23 protein-coding genes are annotated in these 25,397 nt (G+C 73.2%); 18 read left to right on the top strand and 5 right to left on the bottom strand.

Annotated features, from left to right (window positions below):
• Nucleotides 1-7: 7 nt before the first annotated feature.
• The 3 genes from IO20_RS0118840 to IO20_RS0118830 all read left to right on the top strand — a co-directional run bounded on the left by IO20_RS0118840 (nucleotide 8) and on the right by IO20_RS0118830 (nucleotide 3,491).
• Nucleotides 8-1,372: an aldehyde dehydrogenase family protein gene (locus tag IO20_RS0118840; RefSeq protein WP_030551715.1), complete on the top strand. Its 1,365-nt coding sequence runs from the start codon at nucleotides 8-10 to the stop codon at nucleotides 1,370-1,372.
• Nucleotides 1,369-2,151 carry a 3-oxoacyl-ACP reductase gene (locus tag IO20_RS0118835; protein WP_030224212.1) on the top strand — a complete coding sequence of 261 codons (783 nt, stop codon included), beginning with the start codon at nucleotides 1,369-1,371 and terminating at the stop codon, nucleotides 2,149-2,151. The genes IO20_RS0118840 and IO20_RS0118835 overlap by 4 nt, the downstream gene beginning before the upstream one ends.
• An 86-nt stretch (nucleotides 2,152-2,237) precedes the next feature.
• Nucleotides 2,238-3,491 (top strand): haloacid dehalogenase-like hydrolase, encoded by a 1,254-nt coding sequence (locus tag IO20_RS0118830; RefSeq protein ID WP_030551717.1) that lies wholly within the window; start codon nucleotides 2,238-2,240, stop codon nucleotides 3,489-3,491.
• 167 nt (nucleotides 3,492-3,658) lie between these two features.
• On the opposite strand, the gene IO20_RS0118825 is transcribed toward IO20_RS0118830, so the two are convergent.
• Entirely contained in the window at nucleotides 3,659-4,861 is a 1,203-nt protein-coding gene (locus IO20_RS0118825; protein ID WP_030551719.1) for an amino acid deaminase/aldolase, read from the bottom strand.
• Between the two features lie 110 nt (nucleotides 4,862-4,971).
• Between IO20_RS0118825 and IO20_RS0118820 the strand changes: the two genes are divergently transcribed.
• From IO20_RS0118820 to IO20_RS0118810, 3 genes are read left to right on the top strand one after another with little or no spacing between them, the layout of a single operon-like run.
• A complete protein-coding gene (locus tag IO20_RS0118820) occupies nucleotides 4,972-6,399 on the top strand; it encodes a hypothetical protein (protein ID WP_342668774.1) in 1,428 nt (475 codons plus the stop codon).
• On the top strand, nucleotides 6,396-7,562 hold the full coding sequence (gene mycP / locus IO20_RS0118815; RefSeq protein WP_030551722.1) for a type VII secretion-associated serine protease mycosin: 1,167 nt from the start codon (nucleotides 6,396-6,398) through the stop codon (nucleotides 7,560-7,562). Before IO20_RS0118820 ends, mycP begins: the two co-directional genes overlap by 4 nt.
• A 45-nt stretch (nucleotides 7,563-7,607) precedes the next feature.
• Entirely contained in the window at nucleotides 7,608-8,339 is a 732-nt protein-coding gene (locus IO20_RS0118810) for an SseB family protein (RefSeq protein ID WP_030551724.1), read from the top strand.
• Between the two features lie 9 nt (nucleotides 8,340-8,348).
• Here the strand turns inward: IO20_RS0118810 and IO20_RS0118805 are convergent, their stop codons facing one another.
• Nucleotides 8,349-8,726 (bottom strand): DUF1844 domain-containing protein, encoded by a 378-nt coding sequence (locus tag IO20_RS0118805; protein ID WP_030204702.1) that lies wholly within the window; start codon nucleotides 8,724-8,726, stop codon nucleotides 8,349-8,351.
• Between the two features lie 354 nt (nucleotides 8,727-9,080).
• Here IO20_RS0118805 and infC point away from each other — a divergent pair, with 354 nt between their 5' ends.
• The 10 genes from infC (at nucleotide 9,081) to IO20_RS0118755 (ending at nucleotide 20,225) form a co-directional block, all read left to right on the top strand.
• Nucleotides 9,081-9,758, top strand: coding sequence for a translation initiation factor IF-3 (gene infC, locus IO20_RS0118800; RefSeq protein ID WP_078623348.1), 678 nt, complete (start codon nucleotides 9,081-9,083; stop codon nucleotides 9,756-9,758).
• Between the two features lie 122 nt (nucleotides 9,759-9,880).
• Nucleotides 9,881-10,075, top strand: a complete 195-nt coding sequence (gene rpmI / locus IO20_RS0118795; RefSeq protein WP_024760685.1) for a 50S ribosomal protein L35 — start codon at nucleotides 9,881-9,883, stop codon at nucleotides 10,073-10,075.
• 106 nt (nucleotides 10,076-10,181) lie between these two features.
• Complete coding sequence (rplT, locus tag IO20_RS0118790; protein WP_015032398.1) at nucleotides 10,182-10,568, top strand: 50S ribosomal protein L20; 387 nt, start codon at nucleotides 10,182-10,184, stop codon at nucleotides 10,566-10,568.
• A gap of 113 nt (nucleotides 10,569-10,681) precedes the next feature.
• Nucleotides 10,682-11,521 carry a TrmH family RNA methyltransferase gene (locus IO20_RS0118785; protein WP_030551728.1) on the top strand — a complete coding sequence of 280 codons (840 nt, stop codon included), beginning with the start codon at nucleotides 10,682-10,684 and terminating at the stop codon, nucleotides 11,519-11,521.
• A gap of 80 nt (nucleotides 11,522-11,601) precedes the next feature.
• Complete coding sequence (locus IO20_RS0118780) at nucleotides 11,602-12,798, top strand: sensor histidine kinase (RefSeq protein WP_030551730.1); 1,197 nt, start codon at nucleotides 11,602-11,604, stop codon at nucleotides 12,796-12,798.
• Nucleotides 12,799-12,954: 156 nt separating this feature from the next.
• A complete protein-coding gene (gene pheS, locus IO20_RS0118775; RefSeq protein WP_030551732.1) occupies nucleotides 12,955-14,082 on the top strand; it encodes a phenylalanine--tRNA ligase subunit alpha in 1,128 nt (375 codons plus the stop codon).
• Nucleotides 14,082-16,610, top strand: a complete 2,529-nt coding sequence (gene pheT / locus IO20_RS0118770; RefSeq protein ID WP_030551734.1) for a phenylalanine--tRNA ligase subunit beta — start codon at nucleotides 14,082-14,084, stop codon at nucleotides 16,608-16,610. The genes pheS and pheT overlap by 1 nt, the downstream gene beginning before the upstream one ends.
• Nucleotides 16,611-16,897: 287 nt before the next feature.
• A complete protein-coding gene (locus IO20_RS0118765; protein WP_030551736.1) occupies nucleotides 16,898-17,965 on the top strand; it encodes a PP2C family protein-serine/threonine phosphatase in 1,068 nt (355 codons plus the stop codon).
• A gap of 326 nt (nucleotides 17,966-18,291) precedes the next feature.
• On the top strand, nucleotides 18,292-19,632 hold the full coding sequence (locus IO20_RS0118760) for an NsdA family TPR-like regulatory protein (RefSeq protein ID WP_030551738.1): 1,341 nt from the start codon (nucleotides 18,292-18,294) through the stop codon (nucleotides 19,630-19,632).
• 62 nt (nucleotides 19,633-19,694) lie between these two features.
• Nucleotides 19,695-20,225 (top strand): NUDIX hydrolase, encoded by a 531-nt coding sequence (locus IO20_RS0118755; RefSeq protein WP_030551741.1) that lies wholly within the window; start codon nucleotides 19,695-19,697, stop codon nucleotides 20,223-20,225.
• Between the two features lie 79 nt (nucleotides 20,226-20,304).
• Here IO20_RS0118755 and IO20_RS0118750 read toward each other — a convergent pair whose 3' ends face one another.
• On the bottom strand, nucleotides 20,305-21,165 hold the full coding sequence (locus tag IO20_RS0118750) for a 3-hydroxybutyryl-CoA dehydrogenase (protein WP_030551743.1): 861 nt from the start codon (nucleotides 21,163-21,165) through the stop codon (nucleotides 20,305-20,307).
• 169 nt (nucleotides 21,166-21,334) lie between these two features.
• Here IO20_RS0118750 and IO20_RS0118745 point away from each other — a divergent pair, with 169 nt between their 5' ends.
• Complete coding sequence (locus IO20_RS0118745; RefSeq protein ID WP_051874544.1) at nucleotides 21,335-22,615, top strand: glycoside hydrolase family 10-like protein; 1,281 nt, start codon at nucleotides 21,335-21,337, stop codon at nucleotides 22,613-22,615.
• Here IO20_RS0118745 and IO20_RS0118740 read toward each other — a convergent pair.
• The gene (locus IO20_RS0118740; RefSeq protein WP_030551747.1) at nucleotides 22,591-22,794 is read right to left on the bottom strand and encodes a DUF1918 domain-containing protein; all 204 of its coding nucleotides are present in this window, start codon (nucleotides 22,792-22,794) and stop codon (nucleotides 22,591-22,593) included. The genes IO20_RS0118745 and IO20_RS0118740 overlap by 25 nt on opposite strands.
• Nucleotides 22,795-22,876: 82 nt before the next feature.
• The gene (locus IO20_RS36700) at nucleotides 22,877-23,881 is read right to left on the bottom strand and encodes a DMT family transporter (protein ID WP_031127438.1); all 1,005 of its coding nucleotides are present in this window, start codon (nucleotides 23,879-23,881) and stop codon (nucleotides 22,877-22,879) included.
• On the opposite strand from IO20_RS36700, the gene IO20_RS0118730 reads away from it, so the two are divergent.
• On the top strand, nucleotides 23,880-25,316 hold the full coding sequence (locus IO20_RS0118730) for an aminotransferase-like domain-containing protein (RefSeq protein ID WP_078946050.1): 1,437 nt from the start codon (nucleotides 23,880-23,882) through the stop codon (nucleotides 25,314-25,316). The two genes, IO20_RS36700 and IO20_RS0118730, sit on opposite strands and share 2 nt — an antisense overlap.
• Nucleotides 25,317-25,397 lie beyond the last annotated feature (81 nt).

The following is a 25,397-nucleotide window of genomic DNA, read 5'->3' as shown; positions in this document are numbered from 1 at the left end:
GAACGCGGTGCTGCAGGTACTGAACCCGGCGACCGAGGATCCGGTCGCCACCGTCCCCGCCGCCACCCCCGCCGACGTCGACGCCGCCGTCGCTCGGGCCGCGGCCGCCCAGCGCGGCTGGGCGGCCGCGGCGCCCGCCGACCGGGCCCGGCTGCTCCGCCGCTTCGCCTCCGTCGTCGACGGGCACGTCGAGGAGCTCGCCCGCCTGGAGGTCACCGAGGCCGGGCACACCATCGGCAACGCCCGCTGGGAGGCGGGCAACGTCCGCGACCTGCTCGACTTCGCCGCCGGGGGAGTCGAGCGCCTCAACGGGCGCCAGATCCCCGTCGCCGGCGGACTCGACATCACGATCCTCGAACCGCTCGGGGTCGTCGGCGTCATCGCGCCCTGGAACTTCCCCATGCCGATCGCCGCCTGGGCCACCGCACCCGCCCTCGCCGCGGGCAACGCCGTCATCCTCAAGCCGGCCGAGACCACCCCGCTCACCGCGCTCCGCCTCGCCGAGCTCGCCCTCGAAGCCGGTCTGCCCGAAGGCCTCTTCCAGGTCCTCCCCGGCACGGGACCGGTCGCCGGCAACGCCCTCGTCGAACACCCCGGCATCGCCAAGATCGTCTTCACCGGCTCCACCAGGGTCGGCAAGTCGATCATGGCGAAGTGCGCCGGCCAGGTGAAGCGGGTCACCCTCGAACTCGGCGGCAAGAGCCCCAACATCGTCTTCGCCGACGCCGACCTGGAAGCGGCGGCCGCCGCCGCCCCGATGGCCTTCCTCGACAACAGCGGGCAGGACTGCTGCGCGCGTACCCGCATCCTCGTCCAGCGGAGCGCGTACGACCGGTTCATGGCACTCCTCACCCCCGCGATCGAGGAGATCGTCGTCGGCGATCCCTCCGACGAGCGCACCCAGATGGGCCCGCTCATCTCCCGCGCCCAGCTCGACCGCGTCCGCTCCTACGTCACCGACGACCTCACCGGCATCCGGGGCAAGGCCCCCGAAGGCCCCGGCTTCTGGTTCCCGCCGACCGTCCTCACCGACGTGCCCGAGGACGCCCCCTGCGCCGTCGAGGAGATCTTCGGACCCGTCGCCGTCGTCCTCCCCTTCGAGGACGAGGCCGACGCGATCCGCCTCGCCAACGCCACCGAGTACGGCCTGTCCGGCTCGATCTGGACCCGGGACGTCGGCCGCGCCCTGCGCGCCTCCCGCGCCGTCCGGGCCGGCAACCTCTCGGTCAACTCCCACTCCAGCGTCCGCTACTGGACGCCCTTCGGCGGCTACCAGCAATCCGGCCTCGGCCGCGAACTCGGCCCCGACGCCCTGACCGCCTTCACCGAGACTAAGAACGTCTTCATCAGCACGGAGGGTCCCGCACTGTGAGCAACGAGATCATCTGCCGCCGCCTGGTCGGCCGTACCGCCGTCATCACCGGAGCCGGCAGCGGCATCGGCCTCGCCACCGCCCGACGCCTCGCCTCCGAGGGCGCCAACGTCGTCTGCGGCGACATCGACGAGACCGCGGGCAAGGCCGCCGCCGAAGAGGTCGGCGGCACCTTCGTCCAGGTCGACGTCACCGACCCCGAGCAGGTCGAGGCGCTGTTCAGGACGGCCTTCGACACCTACGGCTCCGTCGACATCGCCTTCAACAACGCCGGCATCTCGCCCCCCGACGACGACTCCATCCTGGAGACCGGACTCGAGGCCTGGAAGCGCGTCCAGGACGTCAACCTGACCTCCGTCTACCTCTGCTGCAAGGCCGCCCTGCCCTACATGCGCCGCCAGGGCAGGGGCTCCATCATCAACACGGCCTCCTTCGTCGCCCTCATGGGCGCGGCCACCAGCCAGATCTCGTACACCGCGTCCAAGGGCGGCGTCCTCGCCATGTCCCGCGAGCTCGGCGTCCAGTTCGCCCGCGAGGGCATCCGCGTCAACGCCCTCTGCCCCGGGCCCGTCAACACCCCGCTCCTCCAGGAGCTGTTCGCCAAGGACCCCGAGCGGGCCGCGCGCCGCCTCGTCCACATCCCCGTCGGCCGCTTCGCCGAGGCCGAGGAGATCGCCGCCGCCGTCGCGTTCCTCGCGAGCGACGACTCCTCCTTCGTCAACGCCAGCGACTTCGTCGTCGACGGCGGCATCGCGGGCGCGTACGTGACGCCGCTCTAGCCCCTCCCGCTCCTTCCCCCCCCCACCCCCGGCAGCCGGGCGTCGCAAGGCGCCCGGCTGTTCCGCGTACAGACCAGGAGAGTGACGTGACCACCCACCACCGACTCCGCACGTCCGCGGCCACCGCCGCCCTCGCGCTCGCCGCGACGGGCCTCGTCGCCACGGGGCCGGCCCAGGCGGAGAGCCGCGCCTGCCCGACCCTGAAGGTCTCCGAAGGCTGGTACGGCGACAACAAGGCCCGGCTCGACGCGCTGATCGCCGACCACTGCCGCGACAAGGGGAAGAAGCCCGTCGCGGTCTTCGACTGGGACAACACCGTCATCAAGAACGACGTCGGCGACGCCACCTTCTACTGGCTCCTCCGCAACGACCGCATACGCCCGCCCCGGAACGGAGACTGGTCCACCACCAGCCGTCACCTCACCCCCGGGGCCGCCGCCGCCCTCGGCCACGCCTGCCCCTCCGGCGTACGCACGCTCCCCACGGCCACCGACACCCGCTGCGCCGACGAGATCCTCTCCGTCTACGGCACGGGCGCCACCACCGGCGGCGCGGCGGCCTTCACCGGGTTCGACCACCGCCGCATGGAACCCCAGTACGCCTGGCTCGCCCAGCTCCTGCGCGGCTGGACCGCCCGCCAGGTCGAGTCCTTCGCCGCGGCCGCCCGCGCCGAGAACCTGGCCGCCCCGCAGGGCGCCGTCCAGCGCGTCGGCACGTCCGAGGTCACCGGCTGGGTCCGCCACTACCCCCAGCAGCGCGACCTGATCCGCACCCTCCAGGACGCCGGCTTCGACGTCTGGATCGTCTCCGCCTCACCCGAACCCGTCGTCGACGTCTGGGCGAAGGGCGTCGGCGTCCACCCCTCCCGCGCGATCGGCATCCGCAACACCATCGAGCACGGCCGGCTCACCGCCCACCTCAAGGGCTGCGGCACCGTCCGCGACGGCGAGGACCGGATGATCACCTACATCGACGGCAAGCGCTGCTGGATCAACCAGGAGATCCTCGGCGTCCACGGCCCCGCCGCCGAACGCGTACAGCCCGCCTCCCGGCGCCACGTCCTCGCCGCCGGGGACTCCGACACCGACGTCTCCTTCCTGCGGGACGCCACCGGCCTGCGCCTCGTCCTCAACCGCAACAAGAACGAACTCATGTGCCGGGCGTACGAGAACGGCGACGGCCGCTGGATCGTCAACCCCATGTTCATCGAGCCGAAGAAGCCGAAGACGACCCCCTACCCGTGCGCCACCACCGGCTACACGGCGGCCGACGGCACGGCGGAACCGGTCCGGCGCTCCGACGGCAGCGTGATCCCGGACCAGACGGACTCCGTCCACTAGGGTCTTTCGTTTGGATCAGGCCGGATCAGGGAGCGGGGTCAGGTGCCGTGCCTCGCAAGGCGGAGGAGGGCGCCATGGCAACCGACGACAACGCGGCGAGGCGCGGTGCCGGACCCCGCGAGCCCGGCATGATCCAAACGAAAGGCCCTAGCTCCTGCCGGCTCCTGCTAGAGGAAGGTCCTGCCCTCGCCCCGGTACGTCGGCACGGTCGCCGTGATCCGGTCGCCCTCGACCAGCAGAAGGCTCTCGAACCGCTCGCACAGCTCGCCGGCCTTCGCGTGCCGGAACCACACCTTGTCGCCGATCCGCAGATCGTCGGCCGGCGAGCCGAGCAGCGGGGTCTGCACCTCGCCGGGGCCCTCCTGCGGGTCGTACCGCAGGCCCTCCGGCAGGTACGGCACGGGCAGTCGGTCCCGGCCCGGCGCCCCGGACGCCGGATAACCGCCCCCGAGCACGGTCACCACCCCGACACCCGGACGACGGACGACCGGCTGCGCGAACAGGGCGGCGGGCCGCCCGCTGAACGAGGTGTAGTTGTCGAAGAGGCGCGGCACGAAGAGCCCCGAGCCCGCGGCGATCTCCGTCACCGCGTCCTCGGCGGCCGTGTGCTGCACGCTGCCGGTGCCGCCGCCGTTCACGAACTCCAGGTCCGGCGCCACCGCCCGTACGGCACGCACCACGGCCGCCCTGCGCTCCGCCAGCTCCCTGCGGGCCGCCGCCTGCATCAGCCGGATCGCCCGCGAGCGCAGCGGCCGGCCCGCGACCGCGTCCCCGACCCCCGCGACATGCCCCTCGTACGCCATGATCCCGACCAGCCGGAAACCGGGGCGGCGCACCACCGAGCGGGCCAGCTCGGCCAGCTGGGCGGGCTCGCGCAGCGGCGAACGCAGCGCTCCGACCCGTATCCGGCCCCCGATCAGCCGCAGCGACGTGTCCAGCTCCAGGCAGACCCGGACCTCCTCCGTCCCGCCCGCGCGGGACGCGTCGATCAGATCCAGCTGCGCCACGTCGTCGACCATCACCGTCACCGCGGCGGCGAGCTTCGGGTCCCGCGCCAGCTCCCCGAACCCGTTGCGGTCCGCCGAGGGATACGCGAGCAGGACGTCGTCGAACCCGGCACGGGCCAGCCACAGCGACTCGTCGAGCGTGAACGACATGATTCCCGCGAAACCCTCCCGCGCGAGCACCCGCTCCAGGAGCGCCCGGCACCGCACGGACTTGCTCGCCACCCGGACGGGCTTGCCGCCCGCCCGGCGCACCAGGTCCGCCGCGTTGGCGTCGAAGGCCTCGAGATCGACGATCGCCACGGGCGCGTCGAGATGAGCGGTGGCCCGGTCGTAACGGGCCCGGTCGGCGGCGCGGGGAGTCATGGCCCGAGCTTGCCAGACGGGTTTACGGGTGGGTAGCCCCTGGGTTCCCGTGCCAGGGGGAACAGCCCGTAGAGTGACGGCCATTGTCGACACGAGCGGGGGGAACGGGGATGACCGGCGAGCAGCGCCCCGGCACGGCGTCGCGCATCACGGACGCCCTCCTCCCGACCGCCGCCACCCCCGAGCCGCCGGCGGTGGAGACCACCGCCCGCCTCCGCGTGATCCGCCCGACGGAGACGGCACCGGGCGCGCCGCGCACCCCCACCGGTTCGGCGCCCACGGCGCCCACGGGTGCGCCACGCCAGACGTCGGCGACGGGGGACGGGACCCCTACGGGCGCGCGTCGTCCGGCGTCCGGGGACGCGAACCCTTCGGGTGCGCAGCGCCCGGCGTCACGGGACGCGAACTCTCCGGGCGCGCCGCGTCCGGCATCACGGCCGGACACCTCGGCGCCCGCGGCGCCGTCGCGTCCGCCGGCTGCCCCGGCTCCCGCCGCTCCGGCGCCCGCCCGTCCCGCCGCTGCCACTCCGCCGCACCCGGGGCACGGCACGCCCCCTCTGCCGGCCTCGGCTCCCGCCGGTCCCTCCCGGCCCCACAGCCGCCCCGCCGGCCCGGCGCCCGCCCGACAGGCACCGGTCGCCGCCGCGCCCTCCGCCCCTCCGCACGTCCGGCCCCCCGTCCCGCCCTACGGCCACACCTACGCCTACGGCGCCGCCACTCCCGGCGCCCTCCCGCCCGAGGCGCCCGTCGAGACGACCACGCGCCTTCGGCCCGTACGCGAGCGGCGCACCGGGCGGAACCTCGCCGCCGCCGTCTGCGCCGTCCTCGGCGTCGGGCTCATCGGCGGCGCCCTCGCCGGAGTGTGGCTGGCCGCCGCCGAGCCCGGGGAGCGCCCCGAACCCGCCGGTTACACCGAGGCGATGGAGCTCTGGCACAACGCCCCCGTCGACACCCTCTTCCCCCGCACCCTCGCGGGCCCCGCAGCGGGCCCAGGCGCGGCCGCACGCACCTGGACCCGGATCGTCGTCGCCCCGGACGCCGCCTGCTCGCCCGCCGTCCTCGCCAAGGGCCTGCTCGCCACCCTCCGGCCACTCGGCTGCGAACGCGTCCTGCGCGCCACCTACACCGACGCCACCGCCAGCAGCGTCATCACCGTCGGCCTCGTCTTCACCCGCGCCGACGTCACCGCCCAGCGCGCTCTCGGCCAGGGCGGCCTCACCACCCGCCTCGGCCAGGACGTACCCCCCGCCCTCGCCGGCCCCGGCACCGTCGCCGCCCGGTTCGGCGCCGACCAGCGCGCCAGCTGGTGGCTGAACGCCCCCACCGACCTGCCCGTCGTCGTCACCGCCGTCTCCGGCTTCGCGGACGGCCGGGCCGTCGCGGAACCGCAGCCCGCCGACCGGACCATGGCCCGGGGCCGTACCGACGCCGCCGCGCAGTCCGGCCTCGGCCACGAGGCCAAGGGCATCACGGTGCGGATCGAACGGCTGCTGCGCACGACCGCCGCCGCGGCGGCGAAGGAGAAGAGCGCCCGGTGACCCGCCTCCGTACCCCCGCGGCCGTCCTCCTCGCCACCGCCTTCTCCGTCCTGCCCGCCACCACGACACCCGCCCACGCCGACACCATCCGCGCCCGCCAGTGGGGCCTCGAAGCGCTCCACACCACCGAGGCCTGGCGCACCACCAAGGGCGAGGGCGTCACGGTCGCCGTCCTCGACACCGGAGTCGACGCCGAGCACCCGGACCTCGAGGGCTCGGTCCTCACGGGACGCGACCTCATCGGCTTCGGCGCGGCCAAGGGCGACCGCGCCTGGGCCCGGCACGGCACCGCCATGGCCGGGATCATCGCCGGACACGGCCACGGGTACGACGGCCGGGACGGCGTCCTCGGCATCGCCCCCGAAGCGAAGATCCTCCCCGTGCGCGTCATTCTCGAAGGCACCGACAAGGCCCGCGACAAGGCCCGCAAGTCCCGCGGCGCCGCCCTCGCGGAAGGCATCCGCTGGGCCGCCGACCACGGCGCCGACGTCATCAACCTCTCCCTGGGCGACGACTCCAAGTCCGCCCACCCCGACGCGGGCGAGGACGCCGCCGTCCAGTACGCCCTCGCGAAGGGCGTCTCCGTCGTCGCCTCCGCGGGCAACGGCGGCGAGAAGGGCGACCACATCTCGTACCCCGCCGCCTACCCCGGGGTCATCGCCGTCACCGCAGTCGACCGCTACGGCACCCACGCCTCCTTCTCCACCCGCCGCTGGTACGCCACCGTCAGCGCCCCCGGTGTCGACATCGCCATCGCCGACCCCGACCGCCGCTACTACGAGGGCTGGGGCACCAGCGCCGCCGCCGCGTTCGCCTCGGGGGCCGTCGCCCTCGTCCGCGCCGCGCACCCCGACCTCACCCCCGCCCAGGTCAAGCGGCTGCTCATCGACACCGCCCGCAGCCGCCCCAAGGGCGGCCGCAGCGACGCCAAGGGGTACGGGACGGTCGACCCGGCCGCCGCGATCGAGGCGGGCGGCAAGCTCAAGGGCGGCGACCCGAAGAACACCAGCTCCGGCTACAAGGGCCGGTACTTCGGCCCCGGACCGCTCCCCGCCCCCGAGGAGAGCCGCCCCATCGGGCTGCTCGCCCCGCTCGCCGGCGGGCTCGGCGCCCTGCTGCTCCTCACAGCCGTCGTCCTACGGCGCGCCCACCGGACCTCGTAGGGGGTGGCGGGCCGGGCGTCCCCGCGCGCCGGTTAGGCTCGGTGCGTGGCGCTCAAGAACATCCCGGACCCCGGTTTCTCCGACGACGACGGCACCGCCGACCCGCGGCTCGCCGCGGCCCTCGCGGCCTGGGCGGAGGACAGAACCGCCCACGGCCCGGTCCTCGACGCGCTGCGCGAGGCCCGGCTCCTCGTCCCCGTGGTCGCCGTCCTCGGCGAGGTCGAGACCGACGAGAACGGCCTGCGCCGCGAGAAGACCAGCGACATGGCGGTCCCCACCCTCACGGCCGGAAACCGGCGCGCCCTGCCCGCCTTCACCTCGATCGCCTCGCTCGCCCTCTGGGACCCCGAGGCCCGGCCCGTGGCGGTCCCGCTCCACCAGGCGCTCCAGGCGGCCGCGCACGAGAAGGCGGACACGGTCGTCCTGGACCTCGCGGGCCCCGTGCCGTACCAGCTGACCGGCCCGGCGCTGCTCGCCCTCGCCGAGGGCCGGACCAGCGCCGACCCGCTCGACGACCCGGCCGTACGGGAAGCGGTACGGGCCGCCGTCGCCGCCGAGCCCGCGGTGCTCCGCGCCCACCTGGGCCCCGGCGCCGCCGACGGCACCCTCGCCCTGGTCCTCGCGGGAGACGTCGCCCCTGCGGAGGCCGCCCAGCGCGTGGCCCGCGCCCTGGCCGCCGACGAAACACTGAGGGCCCGCCTGGTGCGGGGCCTCGACCTGGCACTCCTGCCGGCCTCGGCCACGCCTCCGGGCGAGCCCTTCTACGTGAGAAAGTAAGAGAAGCCCCTAGCCGTACACCGGCCCCGTGTACTTCTCGCCCGGGCCCTGGCCCGGCTCGTCCGGGATCAGGGAGGCCTCGCGGAAGGCGAGCTGAAGGGACTTCAGGCCGTCCCGCAGGGGAGCGGCGTGGAAGGAGGAGACCTCCGTCGCGCCGGCGTCGAGCAGACCCGCGAGCGCGTGCACCAGCTTGCGCGCCTCGTCGAGGTCCTTGTACTTGTCGCCCTCCTCGGTGAGCCCGAGCTTCACCGCGGCGGCGCTCATCAGGTTGACGGCGACCGTCACGATCACCTCGACCGCCGGGACCTCCGCGATGTCGCGGGTCATGGCGTCGAAGTCAGGGGCGTCGGGGGAGTCCGGGGACTCGTTCTGGGGCGTCTCGCTCATGCCTCATACGATAGGCCGGTCCTCGGTTAGCGGAGACCGCCGGGTCCTGCTAACCTTGTGTAACGACCGGCCGGACACGTGTGTGCCCGGCCCACAAGTGGAGGCTCCGAACTCCCACCTGACCACCCTCGCGGGTGGCGGGTCACCGGTCAGGTGGCGCCCATCGTTCCGTACGGACGATGGAGCCACCCGATGTGCGCCCCGCGGTTGACCGCGGCGGTGTTCCGGTATTTCCCTGGAGCCCCGCCTGTGTCCCGTCCGGGGCGTTTTTCATGTGCCGGCTCGGTTGGTCTCAGAAACAGACGTTGCGCGTCCGTCCGCCAGGCGGTCGCGTGGTGCTACCTAGGAGGATCCATCAGCGCCGAGCCCCGCATCAACGACAGGATTCGCGTTCCCGAGGTGCGACTTGTCGGACCCAGCGGCGAGCAGGTCGGGATTGTTCCGCTTGCCAAGGCCCTGGAGCTCGCACAGGAGTACGACCTCGACCTGGTCGAGGTCGCGGCGAACGCCCGTCCGCCCGTGTGCAAGCTCATGGACTACGGGAAGTTCAAGTACGAGTCGGCCATGAAGGCCCGTGAGGCGCGCAAGAACCAGGCGCACACGGTCATCAAGGAGATGAAGCTCCGGCCGAAGATCGACCCGCACGACTACGACACCAAGAAGGGTCACGTCGTCCGGTTCCTCAAGCAGGGTGACAAGGTCAAGATCACGATCATGTTCCGTGGTCGTGAGCAGTCCCGTCCCGAGCTTGGTTTCCGGCTGCTGCAGCGGCTGGCGTCGGACGTCGAGGAGCTTGGCTTCATCGAGTCCAACCCGAAGCAGGACGGCCGGAACATGATCATGGTTCTCGGCCCGCACAAGAAGAAGACCGAGGCCATGGCCGAGGCGCGTGAGGCCCAGGCCGCACGCAAGGCCGAGCGCCAGGGCGTCACCTCCGAGGAGACGTCCGAGGCCCCGGCCGACGAGACCGAGGTCGAGGCTCCGGTCGCCGAGGCCGAGGTCGAGGCTCCGGCCGAGAACCCCGAGGCGTGACCCGACGGGCTGCCACCCAGGCAGCCCTGGGGCCCGCCCGGACCCACCAGACGAAGAATTGACGCTCCCGGATGTCCGGTGCCCACACCGGGGGAGCGCCACTGACGAGGAGATACGGCGCGATGCCGAAGAACAAGACGCACTCCGGTGCCAAGAAGCGCTTCAAGGTCACCGGCACCGGCAAGATCATGCGCGAGCGCGCCGGCAAGCGCCACCTGCTCGAGCACAAGTCGTCCAAGCTGACGCGTCGCCTCACCGGCAACGCCGAGATGGCCCCGGGCGACGCGGCCAAGATCAAGAAGATGCTGGGCATCTGATCTGATCACCCGCCCTCGGCGACGAGGGCTACCGGCCAGGTCCGGGACCCATTCGTTTTTCGGGTCGTGTGAGTCCAACCACGACCCCGCTACAAGGAGTTAACAAGTGGCACGCGTCAAGCGGGCAGTCAACGCCCACAAGAAGCGCCGGGCGATCCTCGAGGCGGCCTCCGGCTACCGCGGTCAGCGCTCGCGCCTGTACCGCAAGGCCAAGGAGCAGGTCACCCACTCGCTGGTCTACAACTACAACGACCGCAAGAAGCGCAAGGGCGACTTCCGTCAGCTGTGGATCCAGCGCATCAACGCCGCTGCCCGCCTGAACGGCATGACGTACAACCGCCTCATCCAGGGTCTGAAGGCCGCCAACATCGAGGTGGACCGCAAGATCCTCGCCGAGCTGGCCGTCAACGACGCCAACGCGTTCGCCGCGCTGGTCGAGGTCGCGCAGAAGGCTCTGCCGGCCGACGTCAACGCCCCGAAGGCCGCCGCCTGATCTCGCAGGCCGCAGTACCTCTGCCCGGACCCGCAGGCGCGTGCGCCTGCGGGTCCGGGTGCGTCGGCCCCCGATGCCGCCGTCCCCCTCGATAGAGAGAACCGCCGCACCTCATGGTCACCCCCGAGCTGATCTCCCCGCGTTCCCCGCGCGTCGTCGCCGCCCGGCGGCTCGCCAAGCGGAACTTCCGGGGCAAGGACCGCCTCTTCATCGCCGAGGGCCCGCAGGCCGTCCGCGAGGCCGTCGAGCACCGCGGCTCCACCGGAGAGCCGACCCTCGTCGAGCTCTTCACCACCGTCGAGGCCGCCGAGCGCTACGCCCCGATCGTCGAGGCCGCCCTCGCCTCCGGTGCCCGCGTCCATCACGCGTCCGACGCCGTCCTCGCCGAGGTCTCCCAGACCGTGACCCCGCAGGGGCTCGTCGGCGTCTGCCGGTTCCTCGACTCGCCGTTCGAGCAGATCGTCGCGTCCCGGCCCAAGCTGGTCGCCGTCCTCGCCCACGTACGCGACCCCGGGAACGCCGGCACCGTACTGCGCTGCGCCGACGCGGCCGGCGCCGACGCCGTCGTCCTCACCGACGCCTCCGTCGACCTCTACAACCCCAAGTCCGTACGCGCCTCCGTCGGCTCCCTCTTCCACCTGCCGGTCGCCGTCGGCGTCCCCGTCGAGCAGGCGGTCGCCGGACTGAAGAGCGCGGGGGTAAGGATCCTCGCCGCCGACGGGGCCGGCCAGGACGACCTCGACGCCGAGCTGGACGCCGGCACCATGGGCGGGCCCACCGCCTGGATCTTCGGCAACGAGGCCTGGGGGCTTCCCGAGGAGACCCGGGCCCTCGCCGACGCCGTCGTCCGCGTCCCGATCCACGGCAAGGCCGAGAGCCTCAACCTCGCCACCGCCGCCGCGGTCTGCCTGTACGCCTCCGCCCGCGCCCAGCGCCCCCGAACCTCCGCCTGAAGGCCCCCTCCGTCCGCCCCGCCCAGTAGAGTGACGCACTCGGGGGCCCACTGCGCTACACGGAGGGGTGGGGTACGGGGATGACGGTCGGCACGGACAGTCCCGCACAGGCACGGAGCACCGCTCCGCCGTGCGCGCCGGAGTCCCAGGAGTCCCCGGACCGGCACCCCGAGGCCGCACCCGGCCCCGCCGGGAGCGCCGGTCCCGGCGAGAACGCCGGGTTCGGGGGACTGAACCCCGACGACCTGCCCGACGGTCTCGTCGTCGCCGACGAGACCGGCCGCGTCATCTGCTTCAACGCCGCCGCCAGCCGTATCACCGCCGTCCCCGGCGACCGCGCCCTCGGCCTCCCCCTCGACCAGGCGCTGCCCCTCGAAGACCTCAAGGGCCGCCGCTGGTGGACCCTGACCGACCCGTACGGCGGCCTCGCCATCCGCCGCGGCCAGCCCGAGCGCAACCTGCTGCTGCCCGGCGGACGCGAGGTCCTCGTCTCCGCCACGTACGTCCGCGAGCACCCCACCGGACCGGTCCGCCGGGTCGTGGTCTCGCTGCGCGGCACCGAGGCGCGCCGCCGCACCGAGCGCAGCCACGCCGAACTCATCGCCACCGTCGCCCACGAACTGCGCTCCCCGCTCACCTCCGTCAAGGGCTTCACCGCCACCCTCCTCGGCAAGTGGGAGCGGTTCAACGACGAGCAGAAGCGGCTGATGCTGGAGACCGTCGACGCCGACGCGGGCCGCATCAAGCGGCTCATCGCCGAACTCCTCGACATCTCGCGGATCGACTCCGGCCGCCTCGAAGTCCGCCGCCAGCCCGTCGACATCGCCGCCGCCATCGGCCGCCACATCCAGGTGCACACCACGGGCGGCCAGTCCCCGGACCGTTTCTTCGTACGGATCAGGCCCGACCTGCCCGATCTCTGGGCCGATCCCGACAAGATCGACCAGATCCTCGGCAACCTCCTCGAAAACGCGGTGCGCCACGGCGAAGGAACCGTCACCATCGAGGTGGCACCCGCCAGGGCGGGCGACGACGGAGAACAGGGGACGGAGGTCACCGTGAGCGACGAGGGACCCGGCATCCCCGAGGAGTCGATGAGCCGCGTCTTCACCCGCTTCTGGCGAGGCAGCAAACGCGGCGGCACCGGGCTCGGGCTCTACATCGTCAAGGGCGTCGTCGAGGCCCACGGCGGAACCATCACCGTCGGAAGGGGCCCCCGGGGCGGGGCCGAGTTCCGATTTATCCTGCCCGTCGGCACCCCGGCCCATCTCCTCTGACGTCTCACCTGACGAGACCACGAGAGATCAGGAGCCGTCCGGCCTGCCCACGGGCTCATTCGCGTCCCCCCACCCCGTTAGACTCGTCCTTTGGCACGTTTGCGCCCTTGACGTCGAGCGGGGCCGCCCAGCCAGCCAACGGAAGCACGGGAAGAGATGTCCGCACCCAATAAGTCGTACGACCCGGTTGAGGTCGAGGCACTGAAACCGGAAGAGATCGAGCGCATGCGGGACGAGGCGCTCGCCGCCTTCGCCGCCGCGGGCGACCTCGACGCGCTCGCGCAGGCGAAGACCGCGCACACCGGTGGCACCTCGCCGCTGGCGCTCGCCAACCGCGAGATCGGCGCCCTGCCTCCGCAGGCCAAGGCCGCCGCCGGAAAGGTCGTGGGCCAGGCTCGCGGCGCCGTCTCGAAGGCGCTCGCCGCCCGCCAGACCGAGCTGGAGGCCGAGCGCGACGCCCGCGTCCTCGTCGAGGAGGCCGTCGACGTCACCCTGCCGTACGACCGCGTCCCGGCCGGTGCCCGCCACCCGCTGACCACCCTCATGGAGCGCGTCGCCGACGTGTTCGTCTCCATGGGGTACGAGGTCGCCGAGGGCCCCGAGGTCGAGGCGGAGTGGTTCAACTTCGACGCCCTGAACTTCGTCCCGGACCACCCGGCGCGCCAGATGCAGGACACCTTCTTCGTCGAGGGCCCTGAGGGGACGACGGGCGACGAGTCCGGCGTGGTGCTCCGTACGCACACCTCGCCGGTCCAGGCCCGCACCCTCATCGACCGGGAGCCCCCGGTCTACGTGGTGTGCCCCGGTCGCGTCTACCGCACCGACGAGCTCGACGCCACGCACACCCCGGTCTTCCACCAGATCGAGCTGCTCGCCGTCGACGAGGGCCTGACCATGGCCGACCTCAAGGGCACCCTGGACCACATGGTCCAGGCGCTCTTCGGCCCGGACATGAAGACCCGGCTCCGCCCGAACTTCTTCCCCTTCACCGAGCCGTCCGCCGAGATGGACATGCTCTGCTACGTCTGCCGCGGCGAGTCCATCGGCAACCCGGACCGCCCCTGCCGCACCTGCGGCAGCGAGGGCTGGATCGAGCTCGGCGGCTGCGGCATGGTCAACCCGAAGGTGCTCGTCGCCTGCGGTGTGGACCCCGAGAAGTACAGCGGATTCGCCTTCGGGTTCGGCATCGAGCGGATGCTGATGTTCCGCCACAACGTCGACGACATGCGAGACATGGTCGAGGGTGACGTCCGGTTCACCCGGCCGTTCGGGATGGAGATCTGATGCGGGTCCCGCTTTCTTGGCTGCGGGAGTACGTCGACCTGCCGGCGACGGAGACCGGCCGCGACGTCCAGGCCAAGCTCATTTCGGCAGGCCTCGAGGTCGAGACCGTCGAGCAGCTCGGCGCCGGCCTGACCGGCCCGCTGGTGGTCGGCAAGGTCCTCACCATCGAGGAGCTGACGGAGTTCAAGAAGCCCATCCGCTTCTGCACCGTCGACGTCGGCCAGGCCAACGGCACCGGTGAGCCGCAGGAGATCATCTGCGGCGCCCGGAACTTCGCCGCGGGCGACAAGGTCGTCGTGGCCCTGCCCGGCGCCGTCCTCCCCGGTGACTTCCGGATCGCCGAGCGCAAGACGTACGGCCGCGTCTCCCGGGGCATGATCTGCTCGGGCGACGAGCTCGGCATGGGCGACGACGGCACGCACGGCATCATCGTGCTGCCGCCGGAGCACGAGGTCGGCACCGACGCCACGGTCCTCCTGGAGCTGTTCGACGAGGTCCTCGACATCGCCGTCACCCCGGACCGCGGCTACTGCCTCTCGATCCGCGGTGTCGCCCGCGAGACCGCCATCGCGTACGGCCTGCCGCTGCGCGACCCGGCGCTCCTCGACGTGCCCGCGCCGAACTCGTACGGCTACCCGGTCCAGGTCACCGACCCGATCGGCTGCGACCGCTTCACCGCGCGCACCGTCGTCGGTCTGGCGCCCGAGGCCCGCTCCCCGATCTGGCTGCGGCGCCGCCTCCAGAAGGCCGGCATGCGCCCGATCTCGCTGGCCGTCGACGTCACCAACTACGTGATGCTGGAGCTCGGCCAGCCGCTGCACGCCTACGACCGCACGCGGCTCGACGGCCCCATCGGGGTCCGCCGCGCCGAGGCCGGAGAGAAGATCACCACTCTCGACGGCACCGTGCGCGTCCTGGACGCCGCGGACCTGGTCATCACCGACAACCGCGGCCCGATCGGCATCGCGGGCGTCATGGGCGGCGCCAACACGGAGATCGCCGACCCGGCGACGGACCCCGAGACCGGCTTCGTCAGCGGCACCTCCGAGGTCGTCATCGAGGCGGCGCACTTCGACGCGATCTCGATCGCCCGCACGGCCCGCCGCCACAAGCTGTCCTCCGAGGCGTCCAAGCGCTTCGAGCGCGGTGTCGACCCGCAGGCCGCCGCCGCTGCCGCACAGCGCACGGTCGACCTGCTCGTGCTGCTCGCGGGCGGTACGGCCGAGGCCGGCGTCACCGAGATCGTCGCCCCGTCCGCGCCGCGCACGATCACCATGCCGGCGAACCACCCGGACAAGGTCGCGGGCGTCGACTACGGCCGTGAGACCGTCGTCCGCCGCCTCCAGGAGGTCGGCTGCGACGTCTACGGCCAGGACGAACTGGTCGTCACCGTGCCGTCGTGGCGCCCCGACCTGGGCGCCCCGAACGACCTCGCCGAAGAGGTCATCCGGCTGGAGGGCTACGAGAACCTGCCCTCCACGCTGCCGAAGCCCCCGGCCGGCCGCGGGCTCACCGAGCGCCAGCGCGTCCACCGCCGGGTGGGCCGCGCGCTCGCCGGCGCCGGCTACGTCGAGGCCCTGAACTACCCGTTCATCGGGGAGCAGGCCCTCGACAACCTCGGCCTCGACGCGGACGACGCCCGCCGCGTGCTCGTGAAGCTGGTCAACCCGCTCTCGGACGAGGAGCCCGCGCTCCGTACGACGCTGCTCCCCGGCCTGCTCGGTGCGCTCCGCCGCAACGACAGCCGCGGCAGCCACGACCTGGCGCTCTTCGAGACCGGTCTGGTCTTCCGGCCGGAGGGGCAGCCCGGCGTCGCCGTCCGGCTGCCCGTCGACCGCCGTCCCACGGACGCGGAGATCGCCCAGGTCAACGCCGCGCTGCCCGCGCAGCCGCGCCGCGCGGCCGTCGTCCTCGCCGGTGCGCGCGAGCAGGCCGGCTGGTGGGGCAAGGGCCGCCCGGCCGACTGGGCCGACGCGGTCGAGGCCGGCCGGACCGTGGCCGCGGAGGCCGGGGTCGAGCTGATCATCAGCGCCGACCAGCACGCCCCCTGGCACCCGGGCCGATGCGCCGCGTTCCACGTCGAGGTGGACGGCGAGAAGGTCCTCGTCGGCCACGCCGGCGAACTCCACCCGCGCGTGGTGAAGGCGTTCGGTCTCCCGGCCCGCAGCTGCGCCATGGAGATCGACCTGGACCTGCTCGAGAAGGCGAACGAGGGCCCGCTCAAGGCTCCCCGGATCTCCTCCTTCCCGGTCGCCACCCAGGACGTCGCCCTGGTCGTCGCCACGGAGGTCCCGGCCGCCGAGGTCGAGGCCGCCCTCGCCGAGGGCGCGGGTGAACTCCTGGAGTCCATCCGCCTGTTCGACGTCTACACCGGCGACCAGCTGGACGAGGGCACCAAGTCCCTGGCGTACGCGCTGAAGTTCCGCGCCACGGACCGCACCCTCACGGTCGACGAGGCCAGCGCCGCCCGCGATGCGGCCGTGGCCCTGGCCGCCGACCGGACGGGCGCCGTCCTGCGCGGCGCCTGACACACGGCGAGCACGACTGAGGAGGGCCGTCCCGGGGATTCCCCGGGGCGGCCCTCCGCCGTTTCCCCGCCCCGAAGAGACGCACGCGCATACGGGGTGCGTCCGTCCGTGCGCGTGGCGGAGCCCTGGCGAAGGGCGGCGCGGCGGGGGTGCTCACTCCTTCGGGTGAGATCGTCGGGCGGTGTTCCCCGGTGGGCCGTGGGCTCGGCAGAATCGACCCGGCCGCAGGGGCGGACCTGTGTGCCGCAGGGCCTTCGGGCGCTGTCGGGGCTCGGGAAGGGCCAGGCATGATCCGTATGAGGTCGTTGGTCTCCGATGGCTCCCGGCTCCGCCGGCTGGCCCCGCTCGCTCTTCCCACCGTGTGGGGTGCGGTGGCCGTGGCATGGAAGTTCGGCTGTCCGCTGGCCCGGCAGCCGGGACTGCCGATGCGGATCGCCACCAGTGTCGTCTTCCTCACCGTGGGCATCGGCATGGTCCTCGGTCTCCGGCGCGGACTCGTGCGCGAGCTGGCCCGGGTGCGGGCCGTCGCCGTCGCAGCCCAGCAGGTGCTGCTGCGTCCGCCGCCCGCCCGGCTCGACGGCCTGTCCCTTGCCGCCGGGCAGTTGTCGGCCTCCCGGGGCGCGTCCGTCGGGGGCGATCTGTACGAGGCGGTGGCCACCCCGTACGGGGTGCGGATCGTCATCGGGGACGTCCGGGGCCACGGTCTCGCCGCGCTCGGCGCGGTGGTGGCGGTGCTCGGCAGCTTCCGCGAGGCCGCCCACGACGAGCCCGAACTCGGCGGGGTGCTGAGGCGTCTGGAGCGTGCCCTGGAGCGGCATCTGCGGGAGCGGGCGCGGGACGAGCACCCGGCGCGGAGCGGGACGGACCCCGAGCATCCGGCCGCGGAGGAGTTCGTGACCCTGCTGCTCCTGGAGCTCGGGTCCGACGGGCGGCTCGCGGCGTTCAACTGCGGCCACCCGGGCCCGTACCTCCTCGCGCGGACGGTGGCGCGGCTTCCGGTCGGCGACCCGCTGCCCCCGCTCGGGGTCCTGCCGCTGCCCGCCGTGCTCGTCCCGCACACGGTGGCCGGACCGCTGCCGGGGGAGACGCTGGTCCTCCACACGGACGGCGCCGAGGAGGCCCGTGACCATCGGGGCCGGTTCTTCGCGCTCGACACCGCGCTGGCCGGGATGTCGGGTGAGGCGCCCGCCGCGCTCGTCCGCCGCCTCCACGCGGCCCTCCTGCGCCATACGGGCGGCCGGCTCACCGACGACGTCGCGCTGCTCGTCGTACGCAACGACCGGGTCCGGGTGCCGGCGCAGCCCGCCGAACCCGGGCTGCGCCGTTCCCGGCCCGCCCCCTCCTCCCACTGCTGAGGGGAGGGGGCGGGTCGGCGTCGCCCGCCCCGCCACGGAGTGTCGGGCAGATCAGCGGGGCGGGCGACGCGGACCGGGCGGCCGCACTGTTGAGGGGGGAGCCGGCGGCCCGGTGGTCGCCTTGCGGCGAGAAGCACAGTCAACCGGTACGGGGACGAGTGCGGCAGGGTACGCGGACCGGAAGAACGAGTACTTCGTTCACACCCCGTGCGAAATCGTCCGGGCGGAGTTGACCCGAAGGGGGGCCCTCCGTAGTGGTTCGGTCCGTACGAAATCAGCCACCGCTACGCTGAGTTCACCGAGCGACCGGAGTGACCGGAGCGGCCATGCAGCCCAACACCTTGCTCGACGCCCTGCTCGACGAAGCGGGCGTCTCCCACGCGGGCCTCGCCGCCCACGTGAACCGGGCCGGCCGGGCCCGGGGTCTCGCCCTGCGCTACGAACACACCGCCGTGGCACGGTGGTTGAAGGGGCAGCGGCCGCGCGGCCAGGTGCCGGACCTGATCTGCGAGGTGCTCGCCGCGAGGCTGCGCCGGCAGGTGACCCTGGACGACATCGGCTTCGGGCTGCCGGACGGGCCGCTCCCCGCGGCCGGTTCGCCGCTGTCCGGGTTCGTGGAGCGGGCGGCCGCCCTGTGGCGTTCCGACGAGCAGCAGCGGCCGCACATAGTCGGTGCGCCGGCCGTGACCGGGACTCCGGCGGTGATGCCCGTGTGGGAGTGGGAGAACCCGCCGGAGGACGGGGACGTCTCCCGTACGGGACGGACGTCGGTCTCGGCCGCGGACATCGCCGTGCTGGGTGCCGCCCGGTCCCACTACGAGCAGATGTACCGCAGGGCCGGGGGCATCGCGACCCGGGCCCGGATCGTCGGCTTCCTCACCACGGAGACCGCGCCGCTGCTGCGGGGCTCGTACAGCGACGCCCTCGGCCGGCGGCTGCACCGGGCCACCGGCGGGCTCGTGGCGGTGGCCGGCATCTGCGCGTACGACGCGGACGCGCACGGTCTCGCCCAGCGCTACTTCCACCAGGCACTGCGGCTGGCGAAGGCGAGCGGGGACCGGGGGCTCGGCGCCTATGTGATCGCGCTGCTCGTCAACCAGTCGCTGTTCATGGGGGAGTACCGGCAGGCGGTGGCGTTCGCTGAGGCGGCGCTGCGGGCCGCGGGGCGGCAGATCACCCCGGCGCTCGCGGCCGATCTGACGGCGATGCAGGCGAAGGCGTACGCGCACCTGGGCGACGGGGCCGCCGCGTTGGCGTGCATCCGGCGGGCGGAGACGGCGGCGGAGCGGATCAGCCCGGGGGAGGAACCGGCGGAGACGGGCTATGTGCAGCCGGGACTCGTCAACGTCCAGGTGGCCGAGGCCCTCCTCAGTCTGGGTGACCTCGCGGCGGCGCACGAGCACGCGTCGATGGCGGTGGGAACTCCCTCGCACGACCGGGGCCGGGTGCACCGGCTCGCGATGCTGTGCCAGATCGAGCTGCGGCAGGGGGAGGCCGACGGGGCGGCGCGTACGGCGGTGGAGATGACCGAGCGGGCGCGGGGGATGGAGTCGCGGCGGCTGCGGGACCGGCTGCGGCAGGTGCGGGAACATCTCCTCGCGAGCGGCGGAGGGGAGGCCCGGGACGCGGCGGCTCTCATCGACGGGGCGCTACGCGTTCCCCTATGAGCGCCGAGCTGCTGCGATATTGCCACCAAACAAGCACCGACCAGTCGGAAGGTGGCAAGAACGTGCAGTGGACGAAACTTAGCGAACGCTCCGTCTATGAGAATCGCTGGTTCCGGGTGAACCTCGCGGACGTCGAACTCCCCGACGGCCGCCACCTCGACCACTATCTGATCCGGCTCCGTCCTGTCGCCGTCGCGACCGCCGTCAACGAGGCCGACGAAGTCCTGATGCTCTGGCGCCATCGCTTCATCACCGACAGCTGGGGCTGGGAGCTGGCCGCCGGCGTCGTCGAGGACGGCGAGGAGATCGAGACCGCAGCCGCCCGGGAGATGGAGGAGGAGACCGGCTGGCGGCCGGGGCCGCTGCGCCATCTCCTCACCGTCGAACCGTCCAACGGCCTCACCGACGCCCGGCACCACGTCTACTGGGCCGAGCGGGCCACGTACACGGGACCGCCCGAGGACGCCTTCGAGTCCTCGCGGCGGGCCTGGATCCCGCTGAAGGAGATCCCGGACATGATCGCCCGGGGCGAGATCCCGGCCGCCAACATGGCCGCCGGGCTCCTGATGCTCCGCCATCTGCGCCTCGGCTGACCCCCGGCGTGACAACGCCGGACGGCCCGTACCTGTGCGAGAGAACGGGCCGTCCGGTGATCGGGGGTGGTGCGGCGGATCAGGCGTACGGGTAGAAGCCCCAGCCCGTCTTCCGGCCGAGCCGGCCGGCGTCCACCATGCGCTGGAGCAGCGGCGGAGCGGCGTACAGCGGCTCCTTGAACTCCGCGTACATCGAGTCGGCGATCGAGGCGATGGTGTCGAGACCGATCAGGTCCGACAGCTTCAGCGGGCCCATCGGGTGGGCGCAGCCGAACTCCATGCCGTTGTCGATGTCGTCGCGGCTCGCGATGCCCGACTCGAACATCCGGATCGCCGAGAGCAGGTACGGCACGAGCAGCGCGTTGACCACGAAGCCGGACCGGTCCTGCGCGCGGATCGCGTGCTTGCCGAGCGTCTTCTCCGCGAAGGCCTGGGCCCGGCTGATGGTGCCCTCGGAGGTGGTGAGGGCCGGGATCAGCTCGACGAGCTTCTGCACCGGGGCCGGGTTGAAGAAGTGGATGCCGATGACCTGGTCGGGGCGGGAGGTCGCCACGGCCAGCTTGACCAGCGGGATGGACGAGGTGTTCGAGGCCAGGATCGCGTCGCGCCGGGTCATGACCTGGTCGAGCACCTGGAAGATCTCGGTCTTGACCTGCTCGTTCTCCACGACCGCCTCGATGACGAGGTCGCGGTCGGCGAACTCGCCCAGGTCGGTGGTGAAGCTGAGGCGAGCGAGCGTGGCGTCCCGCTCCTCCTCGCTGATCTTGCCGCGTTCGGCGGCCTTCGCCAGCGAGTTGTAGAGCCGCGTGCGGCCGAGCTCCAGCGCCTCGCCGGTGGTCTCGGCGACCTTCACCTCAAGGCCGCTCCGGGCACACACCTCTGCGATGCCCGCGCCCATCTGGCCGCAGCCCACCACTCCGACGCGCTCAATGTCGGCCATGGAGTCCGTCACCTCGTGCCTTTCGCTCTTCTCTGCGGCGGGCCCCGTGTGATTCCGGTGCGTCCGCCTCGACCCCCACGACGTTACCGCTCATTAACCGATGATCGATCGTCCGGGGCGGGCATGCTGTCCGGGTGGGTGTGACGTATCCGACAGAGGAGGGGTACAAGTGCGGCCTATCGGCAGAAGAGGGTTCGTGGCCGGAGCCACCGGGGCGGCGCTCGCCGTGACGGGGACGACAGGCCGGGCATCGGCCGGGGACGAGTCCTCGGTACGGGCGGGGCCGCACCGCCGACAGGAGTTCCGCGGCATGTGGATCGCCACGGTCGCCAACCGCGACTGGCCCTCCCGTGCCGGGCTGACCGCCGAGGGGCAGCGCGCCGAGCTCCTGGCCCACCTGGACAGGGCGGTCGAGCGTCGGCTCAACGCGGTGGTCCTCCAGGTCCGGCCCACCGCCGACGCGCTCTGGCCCTCGCCGCACGAGCCGTGGGCGCAGTGCCTCACCGGGACGCAGGGCCGCGACCCCGGCTGGGACCCGCTCGGCACGGCCGTAGAGGAGGCCCATGCGCGGGGCCTCGAACTGCACGCCTGGTTCAACCCGTACCGAGTGGCGAATCACACGGACCCGAGCCTGCTCGTCGCCGATCATCCGGCCCGGCTGCACCCGGAGTGGGTGCTGCCCTACGGCGGAAAGCTCTACTACGACCCGGGGCTGCCCGAGGTCCGCCGCTTCGTCCAGGACGCGATGCTGGACGCGCTGCGTCGCTACGACATCGACGCCGTGCACTGGGACGACTACTTCTACCCGTACCCGGTGGCCGGGGAGGTCTTCGCCGACGACGACGCGTACGCGCGGTACGGCGGTGACTTTTCCGACAGGGCGGCCTGGCGGCGGCACAACACCGATCTGCTCGTCTCCGAGATGTCCGCCCGGATCAAGGAAGTGAAGCAGGGGGTGGCCTTCGGCGTCAGTCCCTTCGGTGTCTGGCGGAACAGCGCCACCGATCCGGAGGGCTCGGACACAGACGCGGGCGTCCAGACCTACGACGACCTGTACGCCGACGTCCGGAAGTGGATCCGGGAGGGCTGGATCGACTACGTGGTGCCCCAGCTGTACTGGAACATCGGCCTGCCCGCCGTCGACTACGCCAAGCTGCTGCCCTGGTGGGACGCCGTGGTCCGGGACACCGGCGTCGGCCTCTACATCGGAGAGGCGCTCTACAAGGCGGGCGATCCCGCCCAGCCCGCGGCCTGGCAGGACCCGGGGGAGCTGTCACGCCACCTGGACCTCGCCGCCCGCCACCCGACGGTCGGCGGCCACTGCTTCTTCGCCGCGACGGAGGTCGCCACGGACCGGATCGGGGCGATGGCCGCCGTGGTGGCCGATCACTACCCGACCAGGGTCCGTCCGCCGAAGGAGAGGGCTCAGCGGGCCTCCGCCTCCGGGTGAGGGCGTACGACGGTGTCGGGGCCCGGCGACATCAGGGCCTCGTGACCGTCGTCGTCGAACTTCACGCGGTACGGGGGAGTGCCGTTCTCCCCCAGGACCTGGAGCACCTCGGCCGTACGGTCGTGATGACCGACGGTCCGGCCGTGCACCAGCAGTTTGTCGCCCACGCTCGCCTGCATCGGGGGGCCTCCTCGCGACCGGGCCTGTCCTACTCGGAGCCTACGCCTGCCATTGTGACCCGGGTCACCCCGATCCGTCGCGTCAGCTCTTCGCCCGCTGGGTGACGGCGATGCAGACCAGGACGGCCACCGCCGCGAGCGGGGCGGCGAGCGGCAGGCTCTCGTCGAGCAGGAACACCGACCAGAAGAGGGTGAGGAGCGGCTGCGCCAGCTGCAACTGGCTGGCCTTGGGGATGCCGATCGCGGCCATGCCCCGGTACCAGACGTACAGGCCGAAGAAGGTGGAACCGGCGGCCACCCAGACCAGGCCGATCACGCCGTGGGCGTTCAGGTGGACCGGCTCCAGGGACAGCGCCACGGCGGAGCCGACGGCCATCAGCGGCAGGCACAGGACCAGGGCCCAGCCGATGACCTGCCAGCCGGGCATGAGCCGCGCGAGCCGACCGCCCTCGGTGTAGCCCGCCGCGCAGACCAGGAGGGCGCCGAAGAGGTACAGGTCGCCCTGGGAGACGGCCCCGCCGCTCTGCTGGAGCGTGAAGGCGATCACCACGACCGCGCCCGACACGGCCGCGAACCAGAACGTGCGGGAGGGACGCCGTCCGGTCCGCACCGCGGCGAAGGTCGCCGTGGTGAGCGGCAGCAGACCCACCACGACGGCGGCGTGCGAGGTGGTGGAGGTCTGCAGGGCCAGGGTCGTCAGGAGCGGGAAGCCGATGACGACACCGCCGGCGACGACGGCGAGGCCCGCCCAGTGGCGCCGCTCCGGCAGCGGAACCCTCCCGACGAGCAGGAACGCGCCCGCGATGAGGGCGGCGAGGGTGGAGCGCACGGCGACCAGGGACCAGGGGCCGAAGCTCTCCAGGCCCCAGACGGTCGACGGGAAGGTCAGCGAGAAGGCGACCACGCCGAGGCCGGCGAGCAGCGTGCCACGGGGGAGCGGATCGGTGGCGGTCCGGGCGGTGGCGGTGCTGCTCGCGCCGGGTCCCGTACTCGCTCCGGCGTCGGTGCCCACGCCGGTTCCGGTGCTTCCGGCGGAGGCGGTGACCGCTATCGTCCTGGAGGTAGTAGCGCTATTCTGTGCTGTCATGAACGAGCGTAGCAGTGTCGCAGAACTGGCGCATTCCTTGAGGAGTGAGCTGAACCGCTACTCTCCAGGTGGAAAGCTGCCGTCGAGCCGTGCGCTCGTCGAGCGCTACCGGGTCTCCCCGGTGACCGTCACCCGAGCCCTCGCCCAGCTCGCCGCCGAAGGGCTCGTGGTCACCCGGCCCGGCGCCGGCGCGTTCCGGGCCGAGCGCCGCACCGCCACCCCCGTCGCCGGGGACACCTCCTGGCAGGAGCTCGCCCTCAGCGCCGACTCGGCCACGGAACTCGTCCCCCGGGCCGTCGACGCCTCCGGCGTCCTCGTCACCCTCGCCGCGCCGCCGCCGGGAGTGATCGAGTTCAACGGCGGCTATCTCCACGCCTCCCTCCAGCCCGAGCGGGCGCTCGCGGCCGCCCTCGCCCGCGCCGGACGCCGCCCCGGCGCCTGGAGCAGACCGCCCACCGACGGCCTGCCCGAGCTGCGCGAGTGGTTCGCCCGCGAGATCGGCGGCAGCGTCACCGCCGCCGACCTCCTCATCACCGCCGGCGGACAGTCCGCCATCACCACCGCCCTGCGCGCCCTCACCCCGCCCGGCACGCCCGTCCTCGTCGAGTCGCCCACCTACCCGGGCATGCTGGCCGTCGCCCGCGCCGCGGGCCTGCGCCCCGTGCCCGTCCCCGTCGACGCCGACGGGGTGCGCCCCGAACTCCTCGAAGCCGCGTTCCGCGCCACCGGAGCCCGAGTCTTCGTCTGCCAGCCGCTCTTCCAGAACCCGACCGGCGCCGTGCTCGCGCCGGAGCGGCGCCGCGAGGTCGTCCGCATCGCCCGTGCCGCCGGAGCCTTCGTCGTCGAGGACGACTTCGCCCGACGTCTCGTCCACGAGGACGCCCCGCCGCTCCCCGCCCCGCTCGCCGCGGACGATCCCGACGGGGTGGTCGTCCACGTGTGCTCGCTCACCAAGGCCACCTCGCCCAGCCTCCGCGTCGGCGCCCTCGCCGCCCGCGGCCCCGTCCTGGAACGCCTCCGCGCCATCCAGGTCGTCGACAGCTTCTTCGTCCCCCGCCCCCTCCAGGAGGCCGCGCTCGAACTCGTCGGATCGCCCGCCTGGCACCGCCATCTGCGGGCCGTCGCCCAGGAGCTCAAGAGCCGCCGGGACCTGCTGTCCGGTGCGGTCGCCCATCAGCTGCCCACGCTGGCCCTGTCGTACGTGCCCTACGGCGGCTACCACCTCTGGCCGCGCCTGCCCGACGCGCTGCCGGAGGCCGCCTTCCTCGCCGCCGCCCTGCGGGCCGGCGTCGCCGCGGCCCCGGGCCGTCCGTACTTCTGCGCGGAACCCCCCGCCGGGCACATCCGGCTGAGTTTCGCGGGTGTCGCGGGCCCCACGGAGATCGTGGAGGGCGTGCGCCGGCTGCGGACGGCGGTCGACGAACTCACCCCCTGACCGCGGGGGCCGGGACGGACGCCCCTCCGGGGCCGTCCCCGCCCCCGGTCCACCCCGATCCTGGCCGCCCGGAGGCGGGCA

It is taken from the genome of Streptomyces exfoliatus (assembly GCF_000725545.1).
Taxonomy (GTDB): domain Bacteria; phylum Actinomycetota; class Actinomycetes; order Streptomycetales; family Streptomycetaceae; genus Streptomyces; species Streptomyces exfoliatus.
The sequence above is the reverse complement of the archived record's forward strand: the minus strand, read 5'-3'. Positions and strand labels throughout refer to the sequence as shown.